Origin of the sequence: Halomonas elongata DSM 2581, from assembly GCF_000196875.2 — a bacterium.
GTDB lineage: Bacteria > Pseudomonadota > Gammaproteobacteria > Pseudomonadales > Halomonadaceae > Halomonas > Halomonas elongata.
Genome location: NC_014532.2, coordinates 3,417,574 through 3,432,452, shown reverse-complemented (window position 1 = coordinate 3,432,452; position 14,879 = coordinate 3,417,574). Strand labels below are relative to the sequence as shown.

Here is a 14,879-nt window from a genome sequence, read left to right as displayed (position 1 = left end):
TCACAGGTAACCGACGGTCAGGAATACAACGGTGGCGATGGCGGCGGCAATCAGTACATAGGGTAACTGGGTGAGGGCATGGGCCATCGGCGAGCAGCCGCTGCCCTGGGCGGACAGCACTGTCGAGTCGCCGTAGAAGCAGGCATGGCTGCCGAAGGCGCTGGCCGAGATCAGGGCACCGACTACCAGCGGCATGTCGGCCTGAACGCTCTCCGCCAGTGGCAGCACGATGGGCATTGCCACGGCGAACAGCCCCCAGAAGGAGCCGGTGGCGAAGGCCAGGAAGGCCATGGTGATGAAGACCACTGCCGGCAGTAGCCCGGCCGTCATCAGCGGCTGCACGGTGCCGATCACGAAGTCGGTGAGGCCCAGCACGTCGTTGACGTCCTTGAGGGCGAAGCCCGCGACCAGGGTGCCCAGCGGCATGATCATGGCCTTGAAGCCTTCCAGGGCAGTGTCGAAGGTTTCGTGAAAGCTCAACAGGCGCTGCGACAGGATCAGCGTAAGGGTCACCGCGAGCGCCACGATCACCCCACGCAGGATGTCGATGTCGAAGTACCAGGTGAAGAAGATCAGGGTGACGATGGGCACGAGGAAGTTGAGGAGATGAGGACGCGGCTTGTTCTCGTCGACTTCCAGGGCGTCGTCGTCGACCCCGTCGGGCATCGGCTGGCCGGCGTTGGCGCGGGCCTCGGCGGCCTTCATCGGGCCGAGGTTGGGCACCCAGCCCAGCGCTACCAGCGGCACGATGGCGGCGGCCACCCAGGCATAGAACATGAAGGGGATGGCGTCGATGTACAGGCTCATGCCGTTGCCGGTCACGTTGTTCTCCTCGAGCAGGCCGGCGAAGAACACCGCCCAGGTGGAGAAGGGCACCAGGATGCAGATCGGCGCGGCCGTCGAGTCGACGATATAGGCCAGCTTTTCCCGGGAGATGCCGAAGCGGTCGGTGATCTTCTTCATCGAGGCGCTGATGGTCAGGGCATTGAGGTAGTCGTCGACGAAGATGATCAGTCCCAGGAACCAGGTGGTCAGAAGGCTCTGGGAACGGCTGTGGATGCGTCGGGTCATGGTATCGCCGAAGCTGAGCACGCCGCCGGTCTTGACCAGCAGGGCGATCAGGCTGCCGAACAGGCCGCAGACCAGGATGATCCAGGTGACGGTGTCGTTGCCGAGCACGCCGAGCAGGATGTCCGAGCCCCGGGAGACGACATGGATGGGATCGGTCATCAACAGGCCGACCAGGCAGCCGGTCAGCAGCGATTCGATGGTGCGTCGTGTCAGGATGGCCATTCCCAGCACCACCAGTGTGGGAATCAGGCTCCAGGCGCCATAGGTTTCCATGGGTCGATCTCTATTGTCGTTGTGGTGGTTGTCTGTTGAGAAGGTACTGATTTATGTCGTAAGCGATGAGAGGCTGGCCGCCGCCGGAGCACAGCAACCGGAGTTGACAGTTTGCTCAATGAGGATTGCGAGCACCGCCGGCGGCCAGCTCTCTTCATCAAGGGCCCGAGCGCAGCAATAAATCGGGCCTTCTCAGAGGAAGCCGTCTTCGCGCAGCGATTCGGTCGTGGCAGCGAAGGCCTCGTCGAGGATGTCCACCACGCGATCGACGGTTTCCCGAGTCCAGATCAGCGGGGGAGAGACGATGTTGAGGTGCCCGACCGGTCGGATGATCAGGCCGCGCTGCTGCGCCTCGAAGGCGACCCGGTCGCCGACGCGCGCATCGACCGGCAGCAGCTCCTTGGTCGCCTTGTCGGCCACGTTTTCCAGGCACATCATGAAGTGGCTGCCGCGCACGTCGCCGACGGTGGCGTGGTGCGACAGTGTCTTGAGCCGCTCCTCCAGATAGGGGCCCACCTCGCGAACGTTCTTGCAGATGTCCTCGCGCTCGATGATCTCGATGTTCTTGAGCGCCGCCGCGCAACTCACCGGGTGGCCCGAGTAGGTAAAGCCGGTGCTCAATACGCCGCCCTTGCCCTGGGGCGTGCCCAGTACCTCGAAGAGCTCGTCGGAGATCAGGGTCGCGCCCAGCGGGGCGTAGCCCGAGGAAAGTCCCTTGGCGCAGTTGATGATGTCCGGCTGAGTGTCGAACACCTTCTCCGAGGCGAAGAAGTGCCCCAGGCGACCGAAACCGGTCACCACTTCATCGGCGATGAAGAGGATGTCGTTGGCGCGGCATACCGCCTGCATGCGCGCATGATACCCCTCGGGCGCCACCAGCACGCCACCGGCGCCCATGATCGGCTCGGCAATGAAGGCGGCGATATTGTCGGCACCGATACGTTCGACCGTCTCCTCGAACTCGGCCACCAGGTGGTCGCAATACTCGGCCTCGCTCATGCCCTCGGGGCGACGATAGCAGTTCGCCTCGCTGAGGTGGGTCACCAGGTGATCGAGGGTGTCGAATTCCCAGTTGTTGCTCGCGATGCCGGTCAGGGTCGCGGCCATGTAGGTCGTGCCGTGATAGGCGTTGTTGCGCGAGATGATGCGCTTCTTGCTCGGCTTGCCCAGGCGGTTGAAGTAGTAGTGAACCAGGCGAATGGTGGCGTCGTTGGCCGCCGAACCACCGCAGCTGTAGAAGACATGGTTGAGGTGGGCCGGCGCCAGCTCGGCGAGCTTGGCGGCCAGCTCGGCGGCCGGTGCGTTGGAGAGGTTGTTGAAGGTCGAGAAGTAGGCCATCCGCGTGGCTTGATCGGCCATGGCCTGGCCGATCTCTGCGCGACCGTGGCCGACATTGACACACCACAGGCCGGCGATGCCATCGATGAAACGGTTGCCGTGGGCATCCTGCACGTAGATACCGTCGCTGTCGGTGATCAGATCGCAGCCCTGTTCATGGAAGGTGCTGTAATCGGTGAAGGGATGGATGAAATGGTCACGGTCCTGGCGCCACAGTGTCTGGGCGCCGAGCTCGGTACGCGTTGTGCTTGTGGTCATGGCAATACCTCCTGTCGAGTGTCGGCCAGCCTAGCCAGCCCCGACGGTCGGCGAACATATCCTCATTGGGGTATATCGGTCTCGGCTCGAGCCCTCGTAAGGTGATTTCACTGCACTCAGTGGCCTCTGATCGCCAGGCCGCCGTTTGCGTTGTCGTTCGGAGGCTGAACCGTCGACAGGTCTCCGAGGAGGCGCTGTGAACCCTTCCATGGGCGCTACTTTTGCCATCCATGGCAAAAGACCTCCTCTTCGACCTGTCCCCGGCGCCTCTCGACAGTGGGAGAGGCGAGCTTTTGACCGAGCTGGCGCACCAGCACCGCGTAACGAAGTGACTTGCATGTGCAGGGATTGATGCGGTGCCTTCCTAACAACGACCGAAGAGGCTCACCATGACGATTTCCATCGATGGCCAGCGGCTGTGGGACAGCCTGATGGCCATGGCCGAGATCGGCCCCACCGCGAACGGCGGCAGTTGCCGCCTTGCTCTGACCGAAGAAGACGCCGCCGGCCGGCGGTTGCTGCTCGATTGGTGCGAGTCGCTCGGCTGCACCTGGCGGGTCGATCGCATCGGCAACCTCTTCATCCGCCGCGCCGGCAAGCGCGACGACCTCGATCCGGTGGCCATGGGCAGTCATCTGGACACCCAGCCCAAGGGCGGTCGCTTCGACGGCATCCTCGGCGTCCTGGCCGGGCTCGAGGTGTTCCGTACCCTCGCGGATCAGGACATCGTCACCGAGCGACCGCTGGAGCTGGTGGTCTGGACCAACGAGGAAGGCAGCCGCTTCGCACCGGCCATGGTCGCTTCCGGCACTTATGCCGGTGCGTTCAGCGTCGAGTCGACCCTGGCCCGCGAGGACCGCGACGGCGTGACATTCGGCGAGGCCCTCGATGCCTGTGGCTATGCCGGCGAGTCGCCGGTTGGCGAACCTCGCCTGGACAGCTTCTTCGAGCTGCACATCGAGCAGGGCCCGGTGCTCGAGGAAGAACACGAGACCATCGGCGTGGTGACTGGCGTCCAGGGCATGCGCTGGTTCGACGTGACCCTCTCGGGACAGTCGGCCCATGCCGGCCCCACTCCTATGCGCTATCGACGCGATGCCCTGGCCGCGGCGGCGCGCCTGATCGACCGGCTGCAGACCCATGCCCTGGCCGACGAAAGCGGCGACACCAAGGTGACCTGCGGCTGCCTGGATATCGTCTCGGCATCGCGCAATGTGGTGCCCGGCGAAGTGACGCTGACCATCGACCTGCGCCACGTGGTGGAGAGCGAGCTGGATGCCCTGCAGGAGCGCTTCGAGCGGTTGCTCGTCGAGGTCGGCGAGAGCTTCGGCGTGACGGTATCCCAGGAGCGGATCTGGGCCTCTCCGGTGGTCGAGTTCGCCCCCGAGTGCGTCGCCGCCGTGGAGCGGGCCACTCGAGAGCGGGCACAGCCCCATCGTCGCATGATGAGCGGTGCCGGCCACGATGCCGTCTATGTGTCTCGGGTCGCGCCGACGGCCATGATCTTCGTGCCCTGTCGCGACGGCATCAGCCACAACGAGGCCGAATACGCCACACCGGAACACTGCGCTGCGGGTGCCCAGGTGCTCTGCGATGCCATTGTCGAGCGCGCCAACCGCGCGTCCTGATAACAGGAGGTCGACATGAACGACATGACCCGATCCGAGACGCCGATTCTCGCCACCGAGGCGCCCGAAACCCATGCCGACTGGCGGGCGCTGGCCGAGCGCCTGCGAACCGAGCGGGGGCTCGAGACCCGTGCCTATGTCGACGATGCCTTCGTCGCGGCCATTGGCGGCGAGACCTTCACCACCGCCAATCCGGCCACCGGCGAGCCGCTCGCCGAGGTGGCCAGTTGTGACGCCGCCGATGCCGAAGCGGCGGTGGCCGTGGCCCGCCGCGCCTTCGACGGCGGCGAGTGGTCGCGGCGCGCGCCGGGCGAACGCAAGGCCGTGCTGCTGCGCCTGGCCGAACTGATGGAGGCGCACCGCCACGAGCTGGCGCTGCTCGACAGCCTGGACATGGGCAAGCCGGTATCGAGCGCCATGGGCGACATGGCCGGCGCCATCGGCTGCATTCGCCATCATGCCGAGTCCATCGACAAGCTCTACGGCGAAATCGCCCCCACCGGCGAGGATAGCCTGGGCCTGGTGATGCGCGAGCCGCTGGGCGTGGTGGCCTCCATCGTGCCCTGGAACTTCCCGATGATGATGACTGCCTGGAAGATCGGCCCGGCTCTCGCCGCCGGCAACAGCGTCATCCTCAAGCCCTCGGAGAAGTCGCCGCTCTCGGCGCTGCGCCTGGCGCAGCTGACTCGCGAGGCCGGGCTGCCGCGCGGCGTCTTCCAGGTGCTGCCGGGCTTCGGTCATACCGTGGGCAAGGCGCTGGCGCTGTCCATGGAGGTCGACTGCCTGGCCTTCACCGGTTCCACCGGGGTCGGCAAGCAGCTGATGCAGTACGCCGGCCAGTCGAACCTCAAGAAGGTCTTCCTGGAGTGCGGCGGCAAGAGCCCGAACCTGATCTTCGCCGACTGCAAGGACCTGGATCGGGTGGCCGAGCATGCCGCCGCGGCGATCTTCCACAACCAGGGCGAGGTGTGCATCGCCGGCTCGCGGTTGCTGGTCGAGAATTCGATCCGCGAGGCCTTCGTCGACAAGGTGCTGGCCGCCGCCGAGCGCATGCAGCCCGGCGACCCGCTGGACCCGGCCAGCTTCATGGGCGCGATCGTCGATGAAACGCAGCATGCCCGCATCCTGGAATATATCCGCCGGGGCGTCGAAGAAGGCGCGACCCTGCGCACCGGTGGCCGGGCGCTGGACGGCGAGGCGCAGAATGGCAAGGGGCTGTTCATCGCCCCGACGGTGTTCGACGGCGTTACCGACCGTATGGCCATCGGCCGCGAGGAGATCTTCGGCCCGGTACTGGCGGTGTTCGGCTTCGACACCGAGGAAGAGGCCGTGCGTCTGGCCAACGACAGCGACTACGGCCTGGCGGCGGGGCTGTGGAGCCAGGACATCGACCGCATCATGCGGGTGACGCGGCGGCTGCGTTCGGGCCAGGTGTTCGTCAACAACTGGGCGGACATGGACCAGACGGTGCCCTTCGGCGGCGTCAAGCAGTCGGGCAACGGCCGCGACAAGTCGCACCACTCGCTGGAGGAGTACTCCGACCTCAAGGCCGTCTGGATGTCGCTGACTCCCGCGCCCTGAGCGTCATGCGGACTTGCAGGACTCAACTACCAACGGAGGGACAACAACAATGACCATTCTGACTCCCAATCCGAGTCACGTCCTGATCGCCGGTGCACTGGCCACCCTGAGCGTTGGTGCCGCCGCTGATGCGCCGTCGGCGGCGGATACCGTATTGCGCGACGGCAGCATCTATACCGTCGACGCCGAGCATTCCACTGCCTCGGCATTGGCGGTACGCGACGGCGTGATCACCTACGTCGGCGACGAGTCGGGCGTCGACGCCTATGTCGGCCCGGAAACTCGGGTGATCGACCTGGAAGGCCGGATGGTGATGCCGGGGCTGCAGGATGCCCACATCCATGGCATCACCGCCGGTCGTGCCCAGTGCGATCTCGACTATCGGCCGCTGAGCGTCGATGAGTTCACCTCGCACATCGAGGGCTGCCTCGCCAACCCTGATTTCGGCTCGGGAAGCGACGACTGGCTGGTAGTCGAGAACTGGTACGTGCAGTTCCTCAAGCCGAAAGGCACCCAGGTGACCCGGAAGGTGCTGGACGAGCTCGACACCGACCGGCCGATCATCGTCCGTGACGTCTGGGGGCACTCGGCACTGGCCAACTCCCGGGCCCTCGAACTGGCTGGCATCGATGCCGACACGCCGGATCCGGAAGGCGGCGTCATCAAGCACGACGATCGGGGACAACCGAACGGCTGGCTCTACGACGATGCTCAGTTCCTGGTGGATGACGCGATGCCCGAACGGCCGCCGCTGGATCCCGTCGAGGCGGCCCGGCGCGGCATGGAGGTGCTCGCCGAGGAAGGCGTCACCAGCTTCCAGGCGCAGAGCGAGTCGCGCGAGACGGTGAAGAGTTTTGCCCGGTTGCGCGAGGCCCACGGCCTGACGGCCCGGGCACACTTCCTGATCGATTCCGGTGCCAGGCGCGGCGAGGAATTGTCGGCCTTCATCGACGAACTCGATGCCATCCGCAACGCTTACGAACACACCGGGCAATTGCCGCAACAGGTCTACGCCTGGCGTCCGCAATCTCCGGAAGGACCGCGCCTGGTGGCCGAGCCCGGTGTCTCCGTCGATGGCGTGGGCGAGGTGATGGCCGACGGCATCCTGCAGGCACCCACCCAGACGGCGGCCCTGCTGGAGCCCTATCGCGTCAACGCGGGCAGCGAGGAGAGCCCGCGATGGATACCTGGCGACAATCGCGGCGAGGCCTACATCGATGGCGAGACGCTGGGCGAGATGGCATCGCGCTTCGCCGAGCGTGGCTACCAGACGCAGATCCATGCCATCGGCGACCGTGCCGTGCGCAACACCCTGGATGCCTTCGCCATGCTGCGGGCCGAGGACACGACCGCAGCGGAGGCGAGCGGCTATGAGCGTGCCGGTGGATCACGGCCGCTGATGTCCCATGCCGAGCTGGTCGACGAGGCCGACCACGAGCGCTTTGCACAGCTCGGCGTCGTGCCGGTGATGTCCTATCAATGGGCCAAGCCGGCGCCCGACTCGACGGATGCGGTGAAGCCTTATCTCGGCCCGGAGCGCTGGGCCGGTTACGAGCCGGAGGGGGATCTCGCCGCGGCGGGCGCCAGGATCGCCTATGGCAGCGATTATCCTGTCGACCCGCTGGATCACTGGTTCGCCATCGAGGCGGCGGTGTTGCGCGAGGCCGACTGGGGGCCGGAGTTTCCGAGCTATGCCGGCGATCTCAATGCCGAACGCCAGGCGCTGTCGCTCGAGGCGGCGATCCGTGGCATCACTCTCAACGCCGCCTATGCGATGCACCAGGACGAGGCCACCGGCTCGCTCGAGGAGGGCAAGCTGGCCGACCTGCTGATCCTCGATCAGAACCTCTTCGAGATTCCGGCCGAGGACATTTCCGAGACCCGGGTGCTGATGACCATGGTCGGCGGCGACGTCGTCCATCGTGCCGAGGACTTCCGGCCCTAGGCCGCTGACTCCGCGGCCCCTCCCGTTTCGTCGACGTGCCATTGGGGAACGCTTTCCACGTCGTTTGCCGGCCCTCGGGCCGGCTTTTTCGTGGCGCGACCGGTGCCGCCAACAGCATCATCCTCAAGCCCTTCGGAGAAGCCGCCGTTCTTGACGCCGCGTATCGGTGACGAAGGGCGGAATGGGCAGAGCCGGTTCATCGGGCCGAGGGTGTTCGATGGCCCGGAGACGATGGTTTTGTGTCTACACTGTGCAAGACAGGGAGAAAGATATCCTGCTCCCGGAAGGAGCCTCACAGGCCGGCGACCAATCCGGCCACCGGCCGTTGTCCGACGGCTAAGAGGAGGGTTCCATCATGTCCTGCCAAGACTGGCGTCTTGAAGGAGACTGGCTAAAGAACTGCAATTGCGCCTTCGGTTGTCCCTGCGACTTCCTGGCACCTCCCACCGAGGGGGAGTGTCTGGGCTTTCTGGGCATGCACATCGCCTCCGGTCATTTCGGCGACACTCGCCTCGACGGCCTGAGTTTCTTCGTGGTAGTGAAGTTCCCGGGGCCGCTGCACGAGGGCAACGGGGATGCTCAGCCGTTGATCGACGAAAGCGCCAGCCCGGAGCAGCTCGAGGCGCTGTCCGAGATCCTCTCCGGGGCGCATTCCAACGAAGGCACGCTCTTCCATATCTTCAGCCTGATCGTGGCTCGGCTGCATGATCCCATCATCGCGTCGATCGAGTTCGAGTTCGACATGGCCGGGCGTACGGCCCGCATCGAGATTCCCGGTGCCCTGAGCTCCCGAGTGACGCCGATCCGCAACCCCGTGACCGAAGAGCCTCATCGCATTCGGGTCGTGATGCCGGAAGGCTTCGAGCATCTCGAGGGCGAGGTGGCCTCGGCGGATATCGATAGTACCGGTGATCTGGCCTTCACGACCCGTGGGTCCCACAGCACCCTGGCCCATGTGATCCAGACGCCCCAGGGAGTCGTCGCCTAGGAGGCTTCGACATGCAAGCGAGCCCGCTGGAGCGGCTGTTACGCCACGATCGGCGGTGGATGCTTGGCGGCCTGAGCCTGGTCATTGTTCTGTGCTGGACCTACTTGATCGCCGAGGCTGCCCTGATGGCACGTGGCGGGAGCCTGCTGATGACCGCGACGGGGGGTGCCTGGACGCTCCTCGAGGCGGGACTGATGTTGTTGATGTGGGGCTTGATGATGGTGGCGATGATGCTGCCCAGTGCTGCCCCCATGCTTCTGCTGCATGCCACCCTGACCCGTCGACGTCGCGCCCGTGGAGAGGCTGCCGCGGCGACGGGTCTCTTCGCCTCCGGCTACCTGATCATCTGGATGCTGTTCAGCCTGGTGGCGGTATTGCTGCAGTATGGACTGCAACAGGCCGTACTGCTGTCGCCGATGCTGGCTCTCACCAGCCAGGGAGTGGCGGGATTGGTGCTGATCGGAGCCGGGCTCTACCAGTGGTCGCCGCTCAAGGAGGCCTGCCTGCGCCATTGCCGTTCGCCGCTGGAGTTTGTGCTCACCCGGTGGCGCGAGGGCAGGCGGGGCGCCTTGGTGATGGGGCTGCATCACGGCGCCTATTGTCTCGGTTGCTGCTGGATGCTGATGCTGCTGCTGTTCGTCGGCGGCGTCATGAGTCTGGTCTGGATTGCCGGGCTGGCGCTCTGGGTGCTGGTCGAGAAGCTGGCTCCGGCCGGCCACTGGCTGGGGCGCCTTCTGGGCGGCGTTCTGGTGGCCTGGGGCGGGATGGCCCTGTGGGTGGCCCTGACCTGAGGCGCTACCCGTTGGAGGGGGCGCTCAGCCGCTCTGCTGACGCGAGACCAGTGCCACATGGTCGAGAAACAGCCGGAAGAGTTGCGACTGGCTGGAAACCTCGAGGCGTTGGTAGAGATGCTTGCGGTGGACCTTGACGGTGCCGTCGCTGATGCCCAGCTCGCGGGCTGCCGACTTGGTGGAGTGGCCGGCCAGCAGCAGGCGCACGATCTCCCGTTCGCGTGCCGTCAGGCTCTCCTGGCCGAAGCTGTCGAAGGCCTCTTCCACCGGCTCCCGTTCGTCCAGGCACTGGTGGAAGCGATGCTCCTGCCATTTCCAGTATTCGCCGAGCAGGACTTCCAGTACCGGCGCGATGTGGCGCAATGCCTGCAGGTCCCGGCGAGTGACCCGGGGCGCGTCATCGCGAAATCCCAGCGACACCACCATCACCACGTCGGCATCGACCCTGGCGAACAGGCCGATCTCGTCGGTGAGCCCCAGGGCACGGTAATAGTGATGATAGTAGTCGCTGCTCTCGAACCGGTCCGGGGCCAGTTCGCGCAGCCGATGCGCGCCGCTCTCCAGGCCGTCGTACACGGCCTTGAAGAAGGGATCCAGCAGATAGGCCTGGCTCAGGTAGCGTTCGATGCCCTGCTCGCGCCGTGCCGGCGGATAATTGTCGTGAATCAGCAGCGGTCGCCGTTGTCCCTTGTAGGTATTGATCAGGATGGTGTCGAAACCGACCAGCTCGCGCAGTGTCTGTTCCAGCAGGGTCGGAAAGCCGCTGCCGGCGGCGGCCTGGAACAGGCGGGCCAGGTGACGGTGCCAGGTCAGGCTGGCGGCATTGGCGAGATGCTCGGTCGGGGTCACGAGGATTACCGTACTGATGGATGACGAACTGCATCCGGCAGCATATCACGGCGGCGTTCGGTGAGCCGCCCTGCAATGCGGGCTGGCTAAGCGGCGCCGTGCACCGCATCATGAAGGGGCCGGACGAGCAAAAGGGGAGGATCGACGACACCATGCTGGAGTTTCTGCAGGGAGCGGCCTATGGCCTGTTCCTCACTTGCCCGCCGTGGTGCCTGGTCGGCCTGGTGAATCCGCGGCTGGCACTGCCCATCGAGCATCCGCAGCGCTGGCGCGTGCTGGTGCGCTACGGCGCCGTGCTGCCCTTCATCAGCCTGTTGATGTGGCTGACATCGCTGTGGGGCGGTTTCGGTCCCAGCCTGTGGGGCTGGCTGGCGGGCCTGGTGGCCATCGCCGTCGAACTGCCCCTGGAGCGGCGCTGGCGTCGCTGGCGGACGCGCCGCCAACAGCGTCGGTTCGAGGCCGCCCGACGTCGCGAGCGTGCACGTGCCGAGGCCGGTGTCGTCGAGCTCGATCCATCTCGTCCGCCGGTGGGGGCCGACGAGATCGTCCAGGCCCTGTGCCGCGTCAAGGGCGAGCTGCTGGGCGTCGAGCGTCCCGAGCTGGCGTCCCGGGTCGATCGCCTCCATGGCCGTTATCGTCACGTCAACGAGGTGCTGGAGAGTCGCTTCGAGCCCGGCGAGCTGGCTTTCGAGCGGGCTCGCTCGCTGGTCGAGCAGGTGAGCCTGGGGGCGGTGGACGATTTCGACGCCATGGTCGACCGAGCGAAGGGCATTCGCGGCATGGATGTCGACTACGTGCGCAGCCGGCTTGCCAAGGATGCCGTGCGCCTGTCCGCCGAGGAGACCGAAGCCCTGCGGCGACGGCTGGCGTTGATCGAGGAGACCGAGATCGCCCTGCGACGGCTCGCGGCGCGCAACGAGGCGGCACTGACGGCGCTCGACGATGCCGCGGTGACGCTGTCACGCGTCGTCACCGGCCGCCCCAAGGCGGCCCTGGGCGCGGAACGGGCCTGCGACGAGCTGCGGCGTTTCATCGAGGGGGCCGAGCGTTATGGGCAACGGCAACAGCCGCACTCATCCGATTGAGACAAGCCCCAGGCTGACAAAGGAGAAACACCATGACTGATGCCTCCGCGGACAAGCCGGGTAGCCGCCTGTCGCTGCCACCGGTGGAGCGTATCGCCGAGGAGCTGGAGCGGGACGAAGCGGACCATCGAGAGACGCTGGACCCGGAGCTCGAGGCAATGGCAGAGGCCTTCGTCGAGGAGATCCTGGGCGATAACGCCAGCGCCGCCGCCGAGCAGCGCCGTGCGGTGGACGAGATGGGGCTCGACCTTCAGCGTCAGGCTGCCCATCAGAGCGAGATGCTCAAGACGCCGCTGCATCAGCTGGCCCGCGAAGGGGAAGACGGCGGGGCGGTCGCCAAGGCCCTGGGGGACTTGCGGGGCCGGATGACCCGGCTGGATCCGCGCCATCACCGCCTGGAGCCGGGACCGCTGGACCGCGTGCGGCGGCTGATTCCGGGCGTGGGGACGCGCCTTCAGCGTTACTTCCAGCGCTTCGAGACGGCCCAGCAGGCACTCGATGCCATCATCGCCGACCTGGAAAGCGGCCGTGATCGGCTGGCCCGTGACAACCTGACCCTGAGCGACGATCAACAGGCCCTGCGCGAGACGCTCGGCCAACTGGAACGCCAGGTCGCGCTGGGGCGCGCCATCGACGCTCGCCTGGAAAACGCCCTGCCGGAACTCGATGAGCAGCGCCGCAGCTTCGTCGAGGAGGAGCTGCTGTTCCCGCTGCGCCAGCGAATTCTCGATCTCCAGCAGCAACAGGCGGTCAGCCAGCAGGGCGTGCTGGCCCTCGAGGTGATCATCCGCAACAACCGCGAGTTGATGCGGGGCGTGGACCGGGCGATCAACGTCACCGTCTCGGCGCTCAGCGTGGCGGCCACGGTGGCCCTGGCCCTGGCCAATCAGCGGCTGGTGCTGGAACGCATCGAGTCGCTCAATGCCGCCACCTCCGAAACCATCGCCGGCACCGCCGAGGCCCTGAAGCGACAGGGCGTGGACATCCAGACCCGGGCCTCCTCGGCGACGCTGGACATGCAGTCGCTGGAGCGTGCCTTCAGCGATGTCATGGGCGCCATCGACGACCTGGCGCATTACCGGCGCGATGCCTTGCCGCAACTGGCGTCACAGATCGAGCGCCTGGAGGGCCTGGCGCAGCAGGGGCGGTCGGCGACCGAGCGCCTGGATCGGGGCGAACCGGGCGACGACGAGTCGCGCTAAGCTGCTTTCTACTTGAAGCGTGAGCTGGCCCGCTTCCACGCCTCCCGTAAGTGCTCCCAGGCCTCGTCGGCACCCTGGCGCATGTCGTCCCAGGCTTCCTCGCCGGAGGCCTGCAGCTCGTCGAGCCGGCGCCTGGCCTCGTCGCGTCGTGCCTTCAGGCGCTCGATATCCTCCTGGTGGCGCTCGGATGTCCGGTCACCGGCCTGCCGCGCCCGCTCGGCCAGGGCCTCGATCTCGGCATTCCATTCGGCCAGGCTCTCCTTCAGGCGTTCGATAAAGGCATCGCGTTGATTCATGGGCTCCTCCACAGAGAGTTGTCTGCCTTCTCTTGACGATCCTGCCGGTCGCCATGAGTTCCCCGCTCGAGCGCAAAAGAACGCTGCGATCTGACTCTCGCACGAACGGATCTCGATACATCATGGGCAAGCGCCGCCATGATGTGTGAGCTCGCTCTGGACTATGCTGCAGAAAGCGATGCTTGAATCTTGCATCTCCTGGAAGGCGTCCGGGATGGTCCGCGATGCCTTGACGACGCGGCCTGGAGCCGCAAGGGGCGATCATGGATACCAGAGCGCGCAATGTCTTCGTAGTGGGACTCAACGATACCAACCGGGAACGACTCGAAAGCCTGAGGGGGGCCGGCGACAGCCACTTCCATGGGGTCATCGACCCCGAGGCGGTCTACGACACCGAGGTCTTCGACATCGCTTCCATGCTCGACGAGGCGACCGAGCAACTGGAGGCCTTCGATGGCAGCGTGGATGCCATCGTCGGTTACATGGACTTTCCCGTCTCGACCATGCTGCCGATCCTCTGCGAGCGTTTCGGCACGCGTTCCCCTTCGCTGTCGAGTCTGCTCAAGTGCGAGCACAAGTACTGGAGCCGGCGGGTACAGGAGGAGGTGATTCCTGACTATATCCCGGCCTTCACGGCCTTCGATCCCTTCGACGACGATGCCCTGACCCATATCGGCGAGGCGGGGCTCTACTTTCCCTTCTTCGTCAAGCCGATCAAGTCCTCGGGGTCGCGGCTGGGATTCCGTATCGATACTCCCGAGGATTTCTACCATGCCATCGAGAAGCTGCGCGAGGACATCGGCCTGATTGCCGACCCCTTCAACACCGTGCTCGAGCAGGCTCGGCTGCCGGATGAGATCGCCGCCGTGGACGGCCACTTCTGCATGGCCGAGGAAATTATCGGCGGCTGGCAGTGCACCGTGGAGGGATATGTCTTCGAAGGCGAGGTGGTCAGCTACGGTATTGTCGACTCACTGCGCTATCCTCAGGTGCTGAGCTTCTTTCACTATCGTTATCCCTCGGGGCTGCCCGATCCCGTCCAGGACAAGATGCGCGAACTCACCGACACGGTGATGCGCCACATCGGCTTCGATAACTCGGCCTTCAACATCGAGTATTTCTGGGACGAGGTGCAGGACCGCATCTGGCTGCTCGAGATCAATACCCGTATTTCCCAGTCGCATTGCGATCTCTTCGAAAAGGTCGACGGTGTCAGCCACCAGCAGGTCACCGTCGATCTGGCGCTCGGGCGGCGCCCTGACATGCCGCATCGCCGGGGCGACTACGCGGTGGCGGCCAAGTTCTTCTATCGGGTGTTCTTCGTCGACGCCGTGGTCACCCGCGTGCCCAGCGACGAGGAGATCAACGCCCTGGAGGCGGACTTCCCGGGCAGTGTGATCGCTCTGCAGGTGGAGCCGGGACAGCGGCTGTCGAACATGCCCGAGCAGGACAGCTATAGCTATGCCCTGGCCTACATCTGGATGGGGGCCGAGAGCGAGGAACGCTTGCTGGATGATTACGAGCGACTCGCAGCGCGACTGATGTTCGATTTCGACGAGATCGAAGGTTGACCA

12 protein-coding genes are annotated in these 14,879 nt (G+C 65.6%); 8 read left to right on the top strand and 4 right to left on the bottom strand.

What is annotated here, in order from left to right; genetic code table 11:
* Nucleotides 1–1,344, bottom strand: coding sequence for a Na+/H+ antiporter NhaC family protein (locus HELO_RS15935; protein ID WP_013333677.1), 1,344 nt, complete (start codon nt 1,342–1,344; stop codon nt 1–3).
* Nucleotides 1,345–1,536: 192 nt separating this feature from the next.
* Entirely contained in the window at nt 1,537–2,940 is a 1,404-nt protein-coding gene (locus HELO_RS15930) for an aminotransferase (protein ID WP_013333676.1), read from the bottom strand.
* Nucleotides 2,941–3,329: 389 nt separating this feature from the next.
* On the opposite strand from HELO_RS15930, the gene HELO_RS15925 reads away from it, so the two are divergent.
* The 5 genes from HELO_RS15925 (at nt 3,330) to HELO_RS15905 (ending at nt 9,873) form a co-directional block, all read left to right on the top strand.
* On the top strand, nt 3,330–4,568 hold the full coding sequence (locus tag HELO_RS15925; RefSeq protein WP_013333675.1) for a Zn-dependent hydrolase: 1,239 nt from the start codon (nt 3,330–3,332) through the stop codon (nt 4,566–4,568).
* Nucleotides 4,569–4,592: 24 nt separating this feature from the next.
* Nucleotides 4,593–6,149 carry an aldehyde dehydrogenase gene (locus HELO_RS15920; protein ID WP_013333674.1) on the top strand — a complete coding sequence of 519 codons (1,557 nt, stop codon included), beginning with the start codon at nt 4,593–4,595 and terminating at the stop codon, nt 6,147–6,149.
* A 49-nt stretch (nt 6,150–6,198) separates the two neighbouring features.
* Nucleotides 6,199–8,094: an amidohydrolase gene (locus HELO_RS15915; RefSeq protein ID WP_013333673.1), complete on the top strand. Its 1,896-nt coding sequence runs from the start codon at nt 6,199–6,201 to the stop codon at nt 8,092–8,094.
* Nucleotides 8,095–8,449: 355 nt separating this feature from the next.
* The gene (locus HELO_RS15910; RefSeq protein WP_013333672.1) at nt 8,450–9,082 is read left to right on the top strand and encodes a DUF1326 domain-containing protein; all 633 of its coding nucleotides are present in this window, start codon (nt 8,450–8,452) and stop codon (nt 9,080–9,082) included.
* Between the two features lie 11 nt (nt 9,083–9,093).
* Nucleotides 9,094–9,873 carry a DUF2182 domain-containing protein gene (locus HELO_RS15905; RefSeq protein ID WP_013333671.1) on the top strand — a complete coding sequence of 260 codons (780 nt, stop codon included), beginning with the start codon at nt 9,094–9,096 and terminating at the stop codon, nt 9,871–9,873.
* Between the two features lie 24 nt (nt 9,874–9,897).
* On the opposite strand, the gene HELO_RS15900 is transcribed toward HELO_RS15905, so the two are convergent.
* A complete protein-coding gene (locus HELO_RS15900) occupies nt 9,898–10,722 on the bottom strand; it encodes a helix-turn-helix transcriptional regulator (RefSeq protein WP_013333670.1) in 825 nt (274 codons plus the stop codon).
* 20 nt (nt 10,723–10,742) lie between these two features.
* On the opposite strand from HELO_RS15900, the gene HELO_RS15895 reads away from it, so the two are divergent.
* Together HELO_RS15895 and HELO_RS15890 are read left to right on the top strand one after the other, a co-directional pair.
* On the top strand, nt 10,743–11,807 hold the full coding sequence (locus HELO_RS15895) for a hypothetical protein (protein WP_013333669.1): 1,065 nt from the start codon (nt 10,743–10,745) through the stop codon (nt 11,805–11,807).
* Nucleotides 11,808–11,839: 32 nt separating this feature from the next.
* The gene (locus tag HELO_RS15890) at nt 11,840–13,009 is read left to right on the top strand and encodes a toxic anion resistance protein (protein WP_013333668.1); all 1,170 of its coding nucleotides are present in this window, start codon (nt 11,840–11,842) and stop codon (nt 13,007–13,009) included.
* Between the two features lie 8 nt (nt 13,010–13,017).
* Here HELO_RS15890 and HELO_RS15885 read toward each other — a convergent pair whose 3' ends face one another.
* Nucleotides 13,018–13,305 (bottom strand): sll1863 family stress response protein, encoded by a 288-nt coding sequence (locus tag HELO_RS15885; protein WP_013333667.1) that lies wholly within the window; start codon nt 13,303–13,305, stop codon nt 13,018–13,020.
* 263 nt (nt 13,306–13,568) lie between these two features.
* On the opposite strand from HELO_RS15885, the gene HELO_RS15880 reads away from it, so the two are divergent.
* Entirely contained in the window at nt 13,569–14,876 is a 1,308-nt protein-coding gene (locus tag HELO_RS15880; RefSeq protein ID WP_013333666.1) for an ATP-grasp domain-containing protein, read from the top strand.
* The last annotated feature ends 3 nt before the right edge of the window (nt 14,877–14,879 follow it).